Here is a 17,668-nt window from a genome sequence, read left to right as displayed (position 1 = left end):
CGGCCGCTTCAGCGCCGGGTGGCCGCCTCCAGCGCTCCCGCCATCCGCCCCGTGATCTCGTCCAGGATGGCGCGCGATGTGGCGAGGTTGAGCCGTACGAAACCCTCCCCGACCTCCCCGAACCGCCGCCCGTCGTACAGCGCGACGCGGCCTTTCTCCAGGAAGAACGCCGCCGGGTCGGCCAGTCCGAGCGCGCGGCAGTCGAGCCACGCGAGGTAGGTCCCTTCCGGCGTCCGGTGCGTGAGCTGCGGCATCCGCGCCGCGACGGCGTCGGCGAGCGCGCGGCGGTTGGCGTCCAGGTAGGAGATGGTGTCCGCGAGCCACGGGCCGCCGTGGTCGTAGGCGGCGATCTGCGCCGCGATGCCGAGCGTCGTCACCCCGCTGCGCGCGATGTACGGCAGCGACCACCACGTCGCCGCCGTCCCCGCGTCGCCCAGCACCACCTGCGCGCACTTGAGCCCCGCGAGGTTCCACGCCTTGGACGCCGACGTGATGGTGACGCTGTGCGCGGACGCCGACGGGTGGATGGAGGCGTACGGGATGTGTGTCTCGCCCGGCATCACCAGTGGTGAGTGGATCTCGTCGGAGATCACCCGGGCGCCGTGGAAGTCCACGATCCCGGCCAGCTCCAGCAGTTCGGGACGGGTGAACACGCGCCCCACCGGGTTGTACGGGTTGCACAACAGCACCGTGCGCGCCCCGCCCGCCAGCGCCCGCCCGATGGCGTCGATGTCCAGGATCGGTCGGTCGCCCGGCACTTCGGCGGTGGTCAGCGGCACCGGTACGAGCGGCCGCCCGGAGCGCTCGACCACCTCGAAGAACGGCGGGTACGCGGGCACCGGGACCACCACGCCCGAACCCCTCGGCGAGAAGACCTCCAGGGCGAGCTCGATGCCCCGCACCACGTCCGGGACCAGGCCGACGCGCGAGGGGTCGACGTGCCAGCCCCACATTCGGGCCGCGAAGGCCGCGAACGCCTCCGGCAGTCCGGTGCCGTCGTCGTCGTCCGGGTAGCCGAAGTCCTCGCGGCCGACCGCGTCGAGCAGGGCCTCGCGGATCGGTGCGGCCACCGCGAAGTCCATCTCGGCCACCCAGGCGGCCAGCACGTCGTCCTCGACGGCCCGCCACTTGAGCGTCCGGCGGCGGCGGAGCGCGGATATGTCCACATCGTCGTGCATAGCCATAGTCTGCCTGCCGCAAGTCGTCCGGGTCGCGACCGGTGGTCCGCGGCGTCGGGTCAGGCCGTCCTCGGCAGCGCGTCCCAGCCGTCCGGGAGGTCCGGCAGCGGCCACCCGGGATCGGGCCGGAAGTCCTCCCAGTTGTCGCAGAACGGCGGCCCCCAGGCCTTCACCACCTCGACGGCCCGGCGTCCGGTCGCGTAGATGTCGTCGACCTCGGCGTCGGTGAACCGCCCGGCGTCGCGGGACGCAGCCAACTCGTCCTCGTCCTTGAAGTGCCAGCGGCGGTCCGGCGTGACCCACACGTCGAGCACCAGGTCCTCGGTGTCCACCCCGCCGGACCAGCGCTCGCGCGGGCGTTCGAGGTTGACGTACCAGCCGTTGAGGCGGCGGTCCGGGCCCCAGAACAACCAGACCGACCACGGCTCGCCGGGCCGCGCGAGCATCAGCACGCCGGTGCCGAACCACTCCTGGACGGCCGGGATCAGGCCGAGCCGGAAGCGGTTCCCGAGCGGCGCGGTGCGCACGTCCGAACCGTCCGGGAGCACCGGCTTGACGCGCCGGGTGCCGCCGGCCAGCCACACCGCGAGCTGGTCGGGGTCGTCGCGTACGACCGTCACCGGGCGGCAGTCGAGGACCCGCCCGTTCCTGAGATAGCGCCACAGGATCTGGTCGCCGGGGGCCCACGCCTCCGACGCCCGACCGCCCTGCGCGTCGTCGGCCTCCGTCATGGAGGGATGCTACGGCGTGGGCGGTCGGACCGCCGGGGTTCCGCCAACCGTTCGCTTTGGATTTTGTCGGGCCTTGGGCATCCGCCGGGCGGAGGACGCCTCTGGACGAGGCGAACCGGAACCGGGACCGGCCCGGTACCGGATCAAACCACCCCAGCACCGGCCGTCCTACGGCCGCGTCATCCGCAGTACGTCCAGCGCCTCGTCCAACTGCTGCTCGGTGATCCGCCCGGCCTCGACGTGCCCCCGCTCGACCACGACCTGCCGGATCGTCTTGCGCTCGGCGAGCGACTGCTTGGCGATCCGGGCCGCCTCCTCGTAGCCGAGGTACTTGTTGAGCGGCGTGACCACCGACGGGGAGCTCTCCGCGTACTCGCGCAGGCGTTCCACGTCGGCCGTGATGCCGTCCACCGTGCGGTCCGCGAGCACCCGCGAGACCGACGCGAGCAGGCGGATCGACTCCAGTACGTTCCGGCCGATCACCGGCAGCATGACGTTGAGCTCGAAGTTGCCCGCCGCGCCGCCGAACGCGACCGCCGCGTCGTTGCCGACCACCTGCGCGACGACCTGCCCGACCGCCTCCGGCACGACGGGGTTGACCTTGCCGGGCATGATCGAGCTGCCCGGCTGGAGGTCCGGCAGGCGGATCTCGGCGAGGCCGGTGCGCGGGCCGGAGCCCATCCAGCGCAGGTCGTTCGCGATCTTGTTGAGGCCGACCGCGATGGTCCGCAACTGTCCGGACAGCTCGACCAGCGCGTCGCGTGCGCCCTGCGCCTCGAAGTGGTCGCGGGCCTCGGTGAACGGCAGGCCGGTGTCCGTCGCGAGCGTCTGGATCACCCGGGCGGAGAACCCGCGCGGGGTGTTGATGCCGGTGCCCACGGCCGTCCCGCCGAGCGGGAGTTCCGCCACCCGGGGAAGGGCCGACTCCAGGCGCTCGACGCCGTACCGGACCTGCGCCGCGTACCCGCCGAATTCCTGGCCCAGGGTGACCGGGGTGGCGTCCATCAGGTGCGTGCGACCGGACTTCACGACGTCGGCGAACTCGGCGGCCTTGCGGCCCAGCGCGCCCGACAGGTGAACCAGCGCGGGGATCAGGTCGCGCGTCACGGCCGCCGTCGCCGCGACGTGGATCGAGGACGGGAACGTGTCGTTGGACGACTGCGACGCGTTCACATGGTCGTTCGGGTGCACGTCGCGGCCGAGGCGTTCGGTGGCGAGAGTGGCCAGCACCTCGTTCATGTTCATGTTGGACGACGTGCCCGACCCGGTCTGGAACACGTCGACCGGGAACTGGTCGTCCCACCGGCCCGCCGCGACCTCGGCGGCGGCCTCCTCGATCGCCGCCGCGACGTCCTCGTCGAGGACCCCCATCTCCGCGTTCACCTTGGCGGCGGCCGACTTGATGCGGGCGAGCGCCGCGATGTGCGCGTGTTCGAGTGTGCCGCCCGAAATCGGGAAGTTCTCGACCGCGCGCTGTGTCTGGGCCCGCCACTTGGCGTGCGCGGGCACGCGTACCTCGCCCATGGAGTCGTGCTCGACCCGGAAGCCCTCGCCCTGACCGGCGTTGTCGGTGCCGTCCGCGCCGACCCCACCGCCCGCACCGTTCCGGTCGCCCTGGCCGTCCCGACCGCCTTGAGCGCCGTGACCGCCGTGACCGTCCTGGCCGTTGCTCATCGTCGTGCCTCCCGTGTGCGGCCCCCGCCGACCCGTTCTCTCCTCGCGGCAACCTCCGGAGGACCGGGGCTGTTCCCGCGCCCCGCTGCCCACCCCACTCCGGCCGTCCCCTCAAGCCAGCAGGAGGACGTGCAGCGTGCGCGGCCCGTGCACGCCCTCGATGCGGTCCAGTTCGATGTCGCTCGTCGCCGACGGCCCGCTGATCCACGTCTGCGGCCGACGCGGGTCGAGCCGCGCGATCGCCTCGGGCACCGTCCCGACGATCTGGTCCGCGCGTACCACGCACAGGTGGTAGTCCGGCAGCAGCGACAGGACGCGCCGGCCCTGGTCGTGTCCGCCGTCCAGCACGATCGTGCCGGTCTCGGCGATCGCCAGCGCGCAGCCGGTGGCCACGCCCGCCTCCGCGGCGAGCTGATCGACCGTCAGCGGCGGCTTGTCGTAGACCAGTTCGGCCCCGGTCGCGGCGAGCCAGCCCAGCCGTTTGCCCGGCGGGACGACGAGACGGTTCACCCCTGCCTCGCGCAGCAGCGAGACCGCGGTGTCGACCAGCGAGTGCGCGTCCGCACGTGCCACCCGCGCCCGGTAGTCCCCGGCGCGTTCGGCGAACAGCCCGACGAGGTCGGTGCCTTCGTCGCGCGTGCGGCGGTACGTGCGGTCCACGGTCACGCGCGGCGGTCGCGCGTCCCCCGACAGCGACCCGCGGATCCGCGCCAGGATCTCCGCCTTGGCCTCGGACGGCAGGCCCGGATACGTGTGCGGCAGCCCCGGGTGTGCCAGGTCGGTCCGCGGCAGTCCCGGCGGGTCGGTGAGGTCCACGTGCTGGAACCCGGTGTGCGACGGGTACGCCGCGGAGTCGGTCCGCGCGGGATCGGTGGGCGCCGTCATTGCTCCTCCAGCTCCGCCGACGACTCCCCCGACAGTTTCCTCGGCAATCTCCTCGGCAATTTCCTCGGCAATTTCCTCGGCAATTTCCTCGGCAATTCCTCCGGCAGTGCCTCGGGCGGCCCCGCCCCGGCCGGGTCCCCCTCGGACAGCCCGCCGTCCGTGCGCTTGAACCACGCGCGGAACGACTCCGGCGGCGCGGCCGGGGCGTCGCGGGTCTGCGTCCACCCGGCGAGCGGTCCGGCCAGCAGCCGGGGCACCTTGCCGATGTGGCCCTTGCGGCCGATGAAGTGCCTGCTGAAGGCGGCCGCGTGCTGGGCCAGTCCGAGCCGCCAGGGTTCCGCGAGCGTCCATTCGGCCGCCTTCATCGCGGCCTTCTCGCCGAACTCCGCCGGGCCGCGCCCGAGGTCGGTGAGCTGCGCTCGCTGCCGGGTCAGGATCGCCGGGATGTCGATGCGTACCGGGCAGGCGTCGAAGCACGCGCCGCACAGCGTCGAGGCGTACGGCAGCGACGCGGTCTGCGCGTCGACCTCGTGCTGGTTGATCCCGCGCAACTGCGGCGTCAGGATCGCGCCGATCGGGCCCGGGTAGACGGAGCCGTACGCGTGCCCGCCCACCCGCTCGTACACGGGGCACACGTTGAGGCACGCCGAGCAGCGGATGCAGCGCAGCGCCTGCCGCCCTTCGGGGTCGGCCAGCACGTCCGTGCGCCCGTTGTCGAGGAGGATCAGGTGGAACGCCCGCGGCCCGTCGTCGTCGGTGACGCCGGTCCACATCGACGTGTACGGGTTCATCCGCTCGCCGGTCGAGGAGCGCGGCAGCAGTTGGAGGAAGACCTCCATGTCCCGCCATGTCGGCAGCAGCTTCTCGATGCCCATGACGGTCACCAGCACGTCGGGCAGCGTCAGGCACATGCGGCCGTTGCCCTCCGACTCGACCACGCACACCGTTCCGGTCTCGGCGATCGCGAAGTTGGCTCCGCTGACCGCGACCTTGGCGCGCAGGAATTTCTCGCGCAGGTGCCGCCGCGAGGCCTCGGCGAGGTCGGCGGGCCGGTCGGACAGGTTCTCGGGTGCCGGGCGGCCCGCGTTCCCCATCTCGGCGCGGAAGATGTCGCGGATCTCGCGGCGGTTGCGGTGGATGGCCGGGACCAGGATGTGCGACGGCAGGTCGTGCCCCAACTGCACGATCAGCTCCGCGAGATCGGTCTCCCAGGCGTGGATCCCGGCGGCCGCGAGGGCGTTGTTGAGGCCGATCTCCTGGGTGGCCATCGACTTGACCTTGACGACCTCGTCGGCGGCGTGGCCGCGGGCGATGTCGACGACGATCGCGTTCGCCTCGGCGGCGTCGCGCGCCCAGTGCACGGTGCCGCCCGCGGTGGTGACGGCCTGCTCCAACTGCTCCAGGTAGCGCGGCAGATGGGCCAGCACGTCGTCCTTGATCGCGGCACCGGCGCGGCGCAGTTTCTCCCAGTCGGGGACCTCGTCGACGACGGCGGCGCGGCGGGCCCGGATGGTGTGCGTGGCGTTGCGCATGTTCGCGCGCAACTGCGGGTTGCCGAGGGCGATGTGCGCGGCCTCGGGGAAGGGCGGCATGCCGAGGAAGGTCGGCTCGGGGCGTACGGTCGTCATCGCGCGGCACCTTCCGGGCGTGCACCTTCGGGACGGGCACCTTCCGGATGTGCGCCGGCCGGGGCGGGGCGGGCGTCCGGGTGCACGGGGTCGAGGGACGGCAGCGGCGGGTACGCCAGGTCGCCCGACGGGAACGCCTCCAGGTCCGGGTGCGGGCCGGTCGACGCGAGGATGTCCGCGAGGTGCATCACCTTGACCCCCGTGTGCTGACGGGACATCACCCCGCCGATGTGCATGAGGCACGAGTTGTCGCCCGCGCACAGCACCTGCGCCCCGGACTCCATCACCGCGGTCACCTTGTCGCGTCCCATGGCCGTGGACGTCTCGGCGTTCTTCAGCGCGAACGTGCCGCCGAAGCCGCAGCATTCGTCGGCGCGCGGCAGTTCGGCCAGGCGCAGCCCGCGGACCTTGCGCAGCAGCCTCAGCGGCCGGTCGCCGACGCCGATCATGCGGGTCGAGTGGCAGGTCGGGTGGTAGGTGACGCTGTGCGGGAAGTATGCGCCGACGTCCTCGACACCGAGCACGTCGACCAGGAACTCGGTGAACTCGTACACGCGCGGGGCGACCTCGGCGACCCGGGTGCGGAACTCCGCGGCGTCCTTGCCGCGGGCGCCGTCCGCCAGCACGGGGTGGTAGTCGCGCACCATCGCGGCGCACGACCCGGAGGGCGTGACGACCGCGTCGTACGGGGCGAAGGCCTCGGCGAACGAGCGGGCGAGGGCGCGGGCGTCGCGCCGGTAGCCGGAGTTGAAGTGCATCTGGCCGCAACACGTTTGGGCGTACGGGAACTCCACCTCGTGGCCGAGCCGGCGCAGCAGCCGCACGACGGACTTCCCGGTCTCGGGAAAGGCCGTGTCGTTGACGCAGGTGATGAAAAGGGCAATACGCACGAGTCACCTCCTCGATTGACAATAAGGGCGGTCGCGGCGCCTCGCCCGGCCGTCGACGCCCGGTCTCGTCGACACCGGATGCCCGTTCGGCGCCTTTCCACGCCGTAGGGTCTGGCCATGACGTGGAGGACGGCGCTCACCCGCCGCATGCCCGCCACCCGGCGGGCCCGGGTTCTGACCGCCGTGGGACTGGTGCTCGTCGTCCTGGCGCTGGGCACGATCGTGACGACGTCGGGCGACGGCGGAGCCGCGCCGGTGCGTAGCTCGCAGCAGCGGATCGAGGTGGCCGCGGCGCCCGGGGCGGCCGACCGCATCGGCCTGGACACGACCGTGTACTTCCCCGACGCGGACGGGCCCGCCCCGGCCGTCCTGCTGGGGCACGGCTTCGGCGGCAGCAAGTCGACGGTGCGGGCCGAGGCCGAGGGGCTGACGCGGCGCGGCTACGTCGTGATGACGTGGTCCGCCCGGGGCTTCGGCACGTCCGGCGGGCAGATCGCGCTGAACCAGCCGGACTACGAGGTGGCCGACGCGCGGGCGCTGGTCGACTGGCTCGCGGGCCGCCCCGAGGTCCTGCTCGACCGACCGGGTGATCCACGGGTCGGGGCGGCGGGTGTGTCGTACGGGGGAGCGCTGGCGCTGCTGCTCGCCGCGTACGACTCCCGGGTGGACGCGGTCGCACCGCAGTGGACGTGGAACGACCTGGGCGAGTCGCTGCTGCCGAACGCCGCGGGGACGGGTCCGGCGACCGGCGTCTTCAAGAAGATGTGGGCCGGTGTCTTCTTCTCCGCGGGCGCGTCCGCGACGGGCGGGCTCGGGGGCGACCCGGCGGGGCCGCCCGTGCCCGGCGGCCCGGCCGATCCGGCGGTGGCCGCGGCGTCCGTGTGCGGGCGCTTCACCGCCGAGGTGTGCGCGGTGTACGAGGAGATCGCCCGGACCGGGCGTCCCAGCCCGCAGGCCGTCGAGCTGCTGCGTCGGGCCGGTCCTGCGAGCGTGGCCGAACGCCTGCGGGTGCCGACCCTGTTGATCCAGGGCCAGAACGACTCGCTGTTCCCGCTCGCGGAGGCCGACAGGACCGCGCGGGCGGTGTCGGCCAACGGGTTCCCGGTGGAGGTCGTGTGGACCGCGGGCGGCCACGACGGCGGCCCGCAGCAGACCGCGCTGGTGCGGGACAAGACGGTGGCGTGGTTCGACCAGTGGCTGGCGTCCGACGAGGGCGCGCGGGCCACCGAGGCGCGGCGGCAGGGCGGGGGAGGGCCGGTCCCGGCCGGACCGTTCTCGGTGACGCGGCTGGGCGGCGTCGACACCTCGACGCGTGAGCAGGTCATCCGGGTGGCGGAGGGGCCGCGCTACCCCGGGATCGACGGCAGCACCTCGCGGTCGCTGCCGCTGCTCGGCCCGGAGCAGACCGTCGTCAACCCGCCCGGCGGGTCGCCGCCTTCGATGTCGACGCTGCCCGGCCTCGGATTGCTGGGCGCGCTGGGCCGGGCGGGTGACGCGTCCGTGCTCGGGCAGCTCTCCCTGGACATGCCGGGGCAGAGCGCGTTCTTCCTGACCGAGCCGCTGGACCGAACGCTGCGGATCACCGGTGGGTCGACGGTGCGGGTGCGGGTCTCGGGTGCCGCCGACATGGTGCTGTTCGCCAAGCTGTACGACGTGGATCCGGGCGGCGGCGCGGTATTGCCGTACCAACTCGCGGCGCCGGTGCGAGTGGTCGGGGCCGCGGAGGGGCGCGAGGTGGAGATCCGGCTGCCGGAGGTCGACCGCGAGATCGACGCGGGGCACCGGCTGCGGCTGGTGCTCACCACCACCGACCTCGGGTACGCGACCCCCGCCGAGCCCGCCGCCTACCGGGTCGCCGTCGCCGGGCCGCTGAACGTCCCCTCGGTGCCCGGCATCAGGCTTCCGCCGCCCGGCTACCCGTGGTGGACGTGGGGCCTGCCGGCGATCGCCGCGCTGGCCGCGATCGTGCTGGTGGTGACCGGGAAGCGCCGCCTCAAGGCCCGCGCGCCGATCGCCGAACTGGCCGAAGTGCCGTTGCGGATACAGGGTCTGACGAAGCGTTACAAGGGCGGCAAGCTCGCCGTCGACGGCCTGTCGTGCACCGTCGAGCGCGGCCAGGTGCTGGGGCTGCTCGGGCCCAACGGGGCCGGGAAGACCACGGCGCTGCGCATGCTGATGGGGCTGATCCACCCCGACGACGGCGAGATCCGCATCTTCGGGCACATCGTGACGCCGGGCGCGCCGGTGCTGTCCCGGCTCGGGTCGTTCGTCGAGGGGCCGGGCTTCCTGCCGCACCTGTCCGGACGCGACAACCTGTCGCTGTACTGGAAGGCGACCGGACGCCCCACGGAGGACGCGCACTTCGCGGAGGCCCTGGAGATCGCGGGACTGGGCGAGGCGCTGGACCGCAAGGTGCGCACGTACTCGCAGGGCATGCGGCAGCGCCTGGCGATCGCGCAGGCGATGCTCGGCCTGCCGGACCTGCTGGTGCTCGACGAGCCGACCAACGGGCTCGACCCGCCGCAGATCCGCGCGATGCGGGACGTGCTGATCAGGTACGCGTCGCACGGTCGCACGGTCGTGGTGTCCAGCCACCTGCTGGCCGAGGTCGAGCAGACCTGCACGCACGTGGTGGTGATGCACCGCGGCCGCCTCGTCGCGGCGGGGCCGGTGGCGGACATCACCGGGGACGGGAACACGCTCGCGATCGGCACGCCCGTGCCGGACCGCGCGGTCGAGGTGCTGGCGGGCACGGCCGGGGTGGCGTCCGCGGTGCCGGAGGGCGAAGGGGTGCTGGTGCACCTCGCGGGCGCCGAGCCGTCGGCGGTCGTCGCCGAACTGGTGGGCGCCGGGGTCGCGGTGGACCGGGTGACCGCCAAGCGCCGCCTGGAGGACGCGTTCCTCACGCTGATCGGAGAGCAGCAGTGACCGCCGAGACGACGCCCGTCCCGTCCGCCCCCTCGGGTTCCGAGGGGGCCGCGCCGTCCCGGGCGCACGGCTACCGGCCGCGGCACACGCTGCCGTTCCGGGTCGAGGCGCTGCGGCAGTTGCGGCGGCGGCGCACGCTCGTGATGCTCGGCCTGCTCGCGCTGCTGCCGTGGATCCTGGTCGTCGCCTTCAAGGTCGGCGGCGATCCGGAGCGGGACGCGGTGCCGACGCTGGTCGACGTCGCGACGCGCAGCGCGCTCAACCTGACCGCGTTCGCGCTGTTCGTGTCGACGGGCTTCCTGCTGGTCGTGGCGGTCGCGCTGTTCTGCGGGGACACCGTGGCCAGCGAGGCGAGTTGGTCGTCACTGCGCTACCTGCTGGCTGCGCCGGTGCCGCGGGCGCGGCTGCTGCGGGTGAAGCTCGCGGTGTCGCTGGCGTACAGCGGGCTGGCGCTGTTGCTGCTGCCGGCGATGTCGCTGCTGGCCGGTGTGGTGGCGTTCGGGTGGGGGCCGCTGGAGATCCCGATCGGCGGGTCGCTGTCGGGCGGCGACGCGATGCGGCGCATGGCGGTGGTCGTGGCGTACGGCATGGTCTCGCAACTCGTGGTGGCCGCTGTCGCGTTCTGGCTGTCGACGGTCACCGACGCGCCGCTGGGCGCGGTGGGCGGCGCGGTCGGCCTCGTGGTCGTGTCGAACATCGTGGACGCCGTCACGGCGCTCGGTGCGTGGCGCGAAGTCCTGCCTACGCACTGGCAGTTCGCGTGGGTGGATGCGCTCCAGGCGGACCTGGAGTGGGAGGGCATGATCAAGGGATCGGCGGTGTCGGTGGCGTACGCCCTGGTCTTCATCGCGCTGGCCTTCCGCCACTTCGAGCGCAAGGACGTTGTCTCCTAGGGCACTTGGCGGGTCCTGGTGGGCTCGTGGTCGGGATTCGCCGGGTTCGCACCTGTTCAGATCTTGCCTGCCAACAGGCAGGTTTCCTCCGCGCGTGTTCCTGTTGCCTCTGGTACATCCCGCAAGGTGTGATGAAGGCAAGGGAACATGTATTTGTTCGGGCAATCCAGGCGTAGATCCCTCGGCCGCGCGGCCGTCGGCGCCGTCACCGCGATGCTCGTCGCGGTCGGCGACAGCGAGATCTCCGGGAGGGCGTCGGGACGTACGAGGAGCCGGCCGACGGGCCGACGAACTGCAACAACAACCTGCGGTTCGACTCCGCGTCCGGTCAACTCGCCAGCCGCGTCCCCGGCTTGCGCGTCACCGCCCCCGCCGACGGCAGCGGCCCCGCGACCCAGACACCGGGGAACGGCTCCCCGGCCCGGAACTGGATCCCGGGCACGTCGGCCGTGCTCCCGTACAGCCCGATCCCTACGACGCCTACTGACCGAGACGAGTGGAACACCCGTGGCCGGGCGGTCCACTTCGGACTGCCCGGCCACGGATTGGCTTCTCCCGCCCCACGCCGCCGTGAGGACCGGCCGACGGGGATGGTGGTGATGGCGAGGCGGTGACGTCGGCGTTGCGATCCTCGGCCGCGGGAGCGACCGCCACGTGCGAACGTTACGACTGGCGCACCGGGATGTCCCGGATGAGGGTCTGGGCCGGTTCCAGCTGGTTGAAGAAGTCGTTGCCCTTGTCGTCCACGACGATGAACGCGGGGAAGTCCTCGACCTCGATCTTCCACACGGCTTCCATGCCCAACTCCGGGTACTCGATGACCTCGACGGACTTGATGCAGTCCTGGGCGAGGCGGGCGGCCGGGCCGCCGATCGAGCCGAGGTAGAAGCCGCCGTGCTTGTCGCATGCGTCGGTGACCTGCTGCGAGCGGTTGCCCTTGGCCAGCATGACGAACGAGCCGCCCGCGGCCTGGAACTGCTCGACGTACGAGTCCATGCGGCCCGCGGTCGTCGGACCGAAGGAGCCGGACGCGTAGCCCTCCGGGGTCTTCGCGGGGCCCGCGTAGTAGACGGCGTGGTCGCGCAGGTACTGCGGCATCGGCTCGCCGGCGTCCAGGCGCTCCTTGATCTTCGCGTGCGCGATGTCGCGCGCCACGACCACCGGGCCGGACAGCGAAAGGCGGGTCTTGACCGGGTACTTCGACAGCTCCGCGCGGATCTCGCTCATCGGCCGGTTGAGGTCGACGCGGACGACGTCGTCGGAGAGGTCGTCGTGCGTGGTCTCCGGCAGGTACTTGGCCGGGTCGGTCTCCAACTGCTCCAGGAACACGCCCTCGGCGGTGATCTTGGCGAGCGCCTGGCGGTCGGCGCTGCACGAGACGGCGATCGCGACCGGCAGCGAGGCGCCGTGCCGCGGCAGTCGGACGACGCGCACGTCGTGGCAGAAGTACTTGCCGCCGAACTGCGCGCCGATGCCCATGTCCTGGGTCAGCTTCAGGATCTCGGCCTCCAGTTCGACGTCCCGGAACCCGTTGCCGAGCGGGGAGCCGGTGGTCGGCAGGGTGTCGAGGTAGCGCGCCGACGCGTACTTCGCGGTCTTCAGCGCGAACTCGGCGCTGGTGCCGCCGATGACCACGGCGAGGTGGTAGGGCGGGCAGGCGGCGGTGCCGAGCGAGCGGATCTTGGCGTCCAGGAACTTCAGCATCGCGGCCGGGTTCAGGATGGCCTTGGTCTCCTGGTACAGGTACGACTTGTTGGCGCTGCCGCCGCCCTTGGCCATGAACAGGAACTTGTACGCCTCGCCCGCGGTCGCGTACAGCTCCACCTGCGCCGGAAGGTTGTTGCCGGTGTTCTTCTCGTCCCACATCGTCAGCGGGGCCATCTGCGAGTAGCGCAGGTTGAGGTCGGTGTACGCGTTGCGGATGCCGAGCGACAGGTGCTCCTCGTCCCGCCCGTCCGTCAGCACGTGCTGGCCGCGCTTGCCCATCACGATCGCGGTGCCGGTGTCCTGGCACATCGGCAGGACGCCGCCCGCGGCGATGTTGGCGTTCTTGAGCAGGTCGAGGGCCACGAAGCGGTCGTTGGGGGACGCCTCGGGGTCGTCGAGGATCCGCGCGACCTGCGCGAGGTGCCCCGGCCGCAGCAGGTGGGCGATGTCCCGCATGGCCTCGCGCGCCAGCAGCGTCATCGCCTCCGGCTCGACCTGGAGGAATCGGCGCCCGCCGGCCTCGAACGTCGAGACGCCGTCGCTGGTCACCAGCCGGTAGGGCGTCGTGTCCTCGCCCAACGGGAGCAGGTCCGTGTACTCGTTACTGTCGGCGGGGGGCATGGCCATCCTCGGTCGGCGGTGTCGGGGCGCCCTCCAGCGTAGAACGCCACGGGTGCGAGGACGGATGTGAGGTCGCGCTCACTGCGGTCGGGCCCGGCCGGCCTACGCGCGGCTGGGGGGAAGCACGGTTATGCGGATCGTGGCACTCGCGTAGCGGCCCTGGTCGTCCCGCACCGTGTAGTGGAAGACGTCGGTGCCGGTGAGGAGTGGGGTCCAGGTCTGGTACGTGCATGCTCCGGTTCGGCGGTCGCACGAGATGCGGCCGTACAGGCCCCATGCGACGGACGAACCGACGATGCGCAGCCCTTCGCCCCGGTCGTTGGCCAGGAGGTTGAGCGAGACGCTGCCGCCTGCGGGGGCTGTTGCGCTGTCGTCCACGGCCATGGCGGCGACTGGGGGTGTCGGCGACGTCGGTGCGGTCGTCGGGCTCGGGGGTGGTGTCGTGGCCGGTTCGGACGGTGTCGCCGCGGTGGTCGGTGGGGTGTTCGGTGGGGCGGCGGGTGTGGGTGTGGGTGAACCGGTCGCCGCGGGCGCGGGCGGGGTCGCGGAGGCGACGGTGTCGGCGGGCGGCGGCATGGCGGGCGAGCCGCCGGGGACGGTCGGGGTCGACTCGGGGCGGATCGGCGCGCGGGTGTTCGGCGGGGTGCGCGGGGGAGTGGACGGCACCGCCGTGGGACTTGGCGGCTGCGTCGGCGTCGCAGGCTGTCCGGGGCCGGGCGGTCGTACCGGCGGTACGACCGGTTCGGTGATCGGGTCCGCCTGCTTCTCGGCCGCCGCGGTGGGCTTGGCGTCGCCGGGCAGCACCACAGCGAGGGCTAACGCCGCGGCTGTGGCCGCGGCGACCGTTCCGGCCAGGACCGCCTTCCGCACCGCGGACTGCGCCACCTTGCCGAGCGCGTTGGGCAGGCCCGTCCCGGCCGGAGCGGCGCCGGGAGCGGGGCCGGCGGGCGCCGGGCCGAGTCCGGAGTCGGCCGAGGTGCCGGTGGAAGGCCCGGCCGAGGACCCCGCCGGGGCGGTCGAGGCCGGTCCCGCGCCGGTCGGTCCGGCGCCCGTACCGACAGATCCCGTACCGACAGATGCAGTGCCGACAGACCCGGTGCCGGCCGCCGCGGCGCCGCCCGCGAGGGCCTCCGCCGTCAGCGCCGCCGTCGCCGTCCCGCCGAGGATCGCCGGCAGCAGCAGGACCCTCAGGTGCGCGTTGGTGGCGGCCAGTTCGGCGCACAGCCGGGCGCACGTCGGGCAGTCGGCGAGGTGGTCGTCGACCGCGCGGCGGTCGCGGATGCGCAGCGTGCCCCGCACATATCCGCCGAGTTGTTCGCCGCGGCTGCGGCACCGCTCCGGCAGGCGCCCTATGTGCGCGGTCAGGAACGCCTCGCGCAGCCCCTCGCGCGCCCGTACGGCGAGCTGCGACACCGCGTTGGGCGTCATGCCGAGCAGCCTGGCTATGTGCCGCGGCTTCTCGCCCTCGACCTCGGTGTGCCACAGCACGGCCTGCCAGCGGTCCGGCAGCGAGCCGAACGCCTGCTTGACCATGAGCAGGTCGGGGAGCGCGTCGGCGGCCTGCGGGGCCGTCCCGCCGAGGGCGTCGAGCGTCGCCCCGTCGGTCGGCACCACCGTGCGCCGGGTCTGGGCGCGCTCGGCGTGGCTGTGGCGCATCGTCGTGCACAGATACGCCCGGAACGACTCGCGGGGTCCGCCGCCGCGCCGCAACTGTGCCAGCACCTCGACGAACGCGTCCGAGACCAGGTCCTCCGCGGCGTCCGCGTCCGGTTCGAGCCGCCGCGCGTGCCGCAGGGCCGCCCCGTGGTGGCGGTTGTGCAGGACCGCGAACGCGGCGTCCGCCTCGGGCCCGGCGCCGCGCGCGCGTTCCGCCAGTTCGGCGTCGGACGCCGGGTTCTCGGCCGCCGTGCGGTTCGTGTCCCGGTCCATGGCGTGACAGCTTGCCATGGACGCGAACGGCCGTACTACGGTACGGCGGTTCCCGCCTTCAGCATCGGCGCGGCCTCCGCCGCGCGCCCCGCGTCCGGGGCGATCTCCCTTGCCGCGGACGGCTGTTCGCGCGTCATCCGCATGCCGAGCACGACACCCGCGCCGACCAGCGCGCTTCCCGCCAACTGCGCCGAGCGCACCTCGCCGGTGCCGAGCACCAGGGCCGACGCCGCCGCCGAGACCGGCACCAGGCCGGAGAACAGTCCGGCCCGTTCCGCACCGAGCGTGCCGAGCGCGGTGTACCAGAGGAGGAACGCCGCGACGGTGGCGATCAGCCCGATGAAGACCAGGGCCGCGGCCTCGGAGAGGGTCGGCACGCGCAGCATTCCGGTGCCGTCCGTCACCCAGCCGATCGCGAAGGACTGCGGCACCGCGAGCGCCGTCGAGTACGCCGCCACCCGCAGCGCGCCCAGCCGCGGCAGCAGCGGGACGGCCAGCAGCGAGAAGGCGATCTCGCACACCAGCACGCCGAGCGCCAGGAGCAGCCCGGTGGCCGAGGCGTTGCCGAAGCCCTCGACGGCGACCGCGCCCGCGACCACCAGGACCGAGCCGGCGACGATGCGCCCGCCCGGGCGGCGCCGGGCCATGAGCGGGGCGATCACCGCCAGGGCGATCGGGGAGCAGCCGAGGATGCTGCCGACCGTCGCGGGGTCGGCGTGCTCCAGCGCGCCGATGAGCAATTGGTTGAACAGGGTCTGGCCGAGCAGGGCGAGCAGGAAGAGGAGGAGCCACGCGCGCGCCCCGACGCGTACGCGTGGCGGCTTGCGGAGCCGCAGGACGGCGTACATCGCGACGGCGGCCAGGGCGTACCGCAGGCCCTGCCCGCCCCCGACGGGGTAGGCGACCAGGGCGGCCGAGACTCCGGCCGCCGTGCCGACGAGGATCTGGGAGAGCGCTGCGTACGTTGCGCCGACGGACGGCGCCTGAGCCGATGGCCTCATGGACCGATACGTTAGGAACCAGGTGGATCGGAATACAGAACCACCCATGCGCCCTGCGAGAGGACCACTTGGCACGCCTGGGTGAAAACAGCCGGGGACCACCTGCGACGATCAGGAAGCACGAGACGGCCCGAGCCCGGAGGGGACACGTTCATGGGAGACCTGCTGGTCGGGATCGACCGCGCCCGCGGCGCCGTCGGCGCGCAGATCACCGCGGGCCTGCGCGACGCGGTCCGCACCGGGCGCCTGGCCCCCGGCGACCGCCTGCCGTCGAGCCGGGCGCTGGCCGCCGACCTCGGAGTGTCGCGCGGCATGGTCGTCGAGGCGTACGAACAGCTCGTCGCCGAGGGTTATCTGACGAGCCGTCACGGATCCGGGACGCGCGTCGCCGACATCCCGGAGAGCCGCGCCCCGGGCGGCCCCGACGAACCGCGCGACGCCAACGACATCTCCGCGCTGCCGTACGACCTCAAGCCCGGCACCTCGGACATGTCCGCCTTCCCGCGCGCCGCCTGGCTCGCCGCGACCCGGCACGCGCTCGCCACCGTGCCGCACCGGAGGCTGTCGTACGGCGACCCCGGCGGCGTCCCCGAGCTGCGCACCGCGCTCGCCGCGTACCTCGGCCGCGTGCGCGCCGCCAACGCGTCGCCGGACCGCATCGTCGTCGTGGGCGGGGTCGCGCAGGGCATCGCGCTCATGGTCCAGGCCCTCGCCGCGCGCGGGCACACCCTGCTCGCCGTCGAGGACCCGTCCAGCGCCACCCAGCGCGGTTTGCTGCGCAGCAACGGACTGCCCATCGTCGGCGTGCCGGTGGACGCCGAGGGCATCGACGTGGCGGTGCTGGCCCGCACCGACGCCCGGGCGGTGCTCGTCACGCCGGCCCACCAGTACCCGACCGGCGTGGTGCTCTCCCCGGAGCGCCGCGCGCAGCTCACCAACTGGGCGCGCGACGTCGACGGCCTCATCATCGAGGACGACTACGACGCGGAGTTCCGTTACGACCGCGACCCGGTCGGCTGCCTCCAGGGCCTCGACCCCGACCGCGTGGTGCACCTCGGATCGACCAGCAAGGCCCTCGCTCCGGGCATGCGCCTCGGCTGGGCGGTGGTCCCGCACACGTGGCTGGAACAGATGCGCGAGCTCAAGCAGTACGCCGACCTCGGCTCCGCGGTGATCAACCAGTTCGCCTTCGTGCGCCTGCTGGAGAGCGGCGGCTACGACCGGCACCTGCGCGCGATGCGGCTGCGCTACCGCGGACGCCGCGACGCGGTGGCCGACGCGTTCGCCGAGTTCCTGCCGAAGGCGCAGGTCAACGGCATTCGGGCGGGCCTGCACCTGTACGTCGAACTGCCGCCCGGCTGCCGGGAGGACGCGGTGGTCGCCGCCGCGGCGGCCCGCGGCGTGCGCGTGGAGCCGGTCGCCCCGATGCGCGAACCCGGCCCCGAGGCGCCGCCCGCGCTGGTCCTCGGCTACGCGTCGCTCGGCGAAGATCGTCTGCGCGAGGCGGTGTCACGGCTCGCGGACGTCTGCGCGGAGGCGTCGGGCGGCTGACCGAGGGCCCGCCCGGGGCCCACCGGGGGCCCACCGGGGGCGTGCCAGGGGC

At 73.3% G+C, this 17,668-nt stretch carries 12 protein-coding genes; 3 read left to right on the top strand and 9 right to left on the bottom strand.

Going from position 1 to position 17,668, the window contains the following annotated elements:
- Positions 1-8: 8 nt before the first annotated feature.
- The 6 genes from ACRX5S_RS28675 to ACRX5S_RS28650 all read right to left on the bottom strand — a co-directional run bounded on the left by ACRX5S_RS28675 (position 9) and on the right by ACRX5S_RS28650 (position 6,986).
- On the bottom strand, positions 9-1,178 hold the full coding sequence (locus ACRX5S_RS28675; protein WP_436776031.1) for a MalY/PatB family protein: 1,170 nt from the start codon (positions 1,176-1,178) through the stop codon (positions 9-11).
- Between the two features lie 59 nt (positions 1,179-1,237).
- On the bottom strand, positions 1,238-1,909 hold the full coding sequence (locus tag ACRX5S_RS28670; protein WP_436776030.1) for a DUF402 domain-containing protein: 672 nt from the start codon (positions 1,907-1,909) through the stop codon (positions 1,238-1,240).
- A 168-nt stretch (positions 1,910-2,077) separates the two neighbouring features.
- Positions 2,078-3,583: a class II fumarate hydratase gene (locus ACRX5S_RS28665; RefSeq protein ID WP_436776029.1), complete on the bottom strand. Its 1,506-nt coding sequence runs from the start codon at positions 3,581-3,583 to the stop codon at positions 2,078-2,080.
- A gap of 111 nt (positions 3,584-3,694) precedes the next feature.
- The gene (locus ACRX5S_RS28660; RefSeq protein ID WP_436776028.1) at positions 3,695-4,468 is read right to left on the bottom strand and encodes a LutC/YkgG family protein; all 774 of its coding nucleotides are present in this window, start codon (positions 4,466-4,468) and stop codon (positions 3,695-3,697) included.
- Complete coding sequence (locus ACRX5S_RS28655; protein WP_436776027.1) at positions 4,465-6,096, bottom strand: LutB/LldF family L-lactate oxidation iron-sulfur protein; 1,632 nt, start codon at positions 6,094-6,096, stop codon at positions 4,465-4,467. Before ACRX5S_RS28655 ends, ACRX5S_RS28660 begins: the two co-directional genes overlap by 4 nt.
- The gene (locus ACRX5S_RS28650) at positions 6,093-6,986 is read right to left on the bottom strand and encodes a (Fe-S)-binding protein (protein WP_436776026.1); all 894 of its coding nucleotides are present in this window, start codon (positions 6,984-6,986) and stop codon (positions 6,093-6,095) included. The genes ACRX5S_RS28655 and ACRX5S_RS28650 overlap by 4 nt, the downstream gene beginning before the upstream one ends.
- Positions 6,987-7,103: 117 nt before the next feature.
- Between ACRX5S_RS28650 and ACRX5S_RS28645 the strand changes: the two genes are divergently transcribed.
- Positions 7,104-9,914, top strand: a complete 2,811-nt coding sequence (locus ACRX5S_RS28645; protein WP_436776025.1) for an alpha/beta fold hydrolase — start codon at positions 7,104-7,106, stop codon at positions 9,912-9,914.
- Positions 9,915-10,003: 89 nt separating this feature from the next.
- Positions 10,004-10,807, top strand: a complete 804-nt coding sequence (locus ACRX5S_RS28640) for an ABC transporter permease subunit (RefSeq protein ID WP_436776158.1) — start codon at positions 10,004-10,006, stop codon at positions 10,805-10,807.
- 663 nt (positions 10,808-11,470) lie between these two features.
- Here the strand turns inward: ACRX5S_RS28640 and ACRX5S_RS28635 are convergent.
- From ACRX5S_RS28635 to ACRX5S_RS28625, 3 genes are all read right to left on the bottom strand, one after another.
- Positions 11,471-13,141 (bottom strand): fumarate hydratase, encoded by a 1,671-nt coding sequence (locus ACRX5S_RS28635; protein ID WP_436776024.1) that lies wholly within the window; start codon positions 13,139-13,141, stop codon positions 11,471-11,473.
- Positions 13,142-13,237: 96 nt separating this feature from the next.
- On the bottom strand, positions 13,238-15,064 hold the full coding sequence (locus tag ACRX5S_RS28630) for a sigma-70 family RNA polymerase sigma factor (RefSeq protein ID WP_436776023.1): 1,827 nt from the start codon (positions 15,062-15,064) through the stop codon (positions 13,238-13,240).
- 35 nt (positions 15,065-15,099) lie between these two features.
- A complete protein-coding gene (locus ACRX5S_RS28625; protein WP_436776022.1) occupies positions 15,100-16,065 on the bottom strand; it encodes a DMT family transporter in 966 nt (321 codons plus the stop codon).
- Positions 16,066-16,218: 153 nt separating this feature from the next.
- Between ACRX5S_RS28625 and ACRX5S_RS28620 the strand changes: the two genes are divergently transcribed.
- Positions 16,219-17,616, top strand: a complete 1,398-nt coding sequence (locus ACRX5S_RS28620; RefSeq protein WP_436776021.1) for a PLP-dependent aminotransferase family protein — start codon at positions 16,219-16,221, stop codon at positions 17,614-17,616.
- The last annotated feature ends 52 nt before the right edge of the window (positions 17,617-17,668 follow it).

This window comes from Yinghuangia sp. YIM S09857, from assembly GCF_051388915.1.
Classification (GTDB): domain Bacteria; phylum Actinomycetota; class Actinomycetes; order Streptomycetales; family Streptomycetaceae; genus Yinghuangia.
This window is presented reverse-complemented; position numbering and strand designations above follow the sequence as displayed.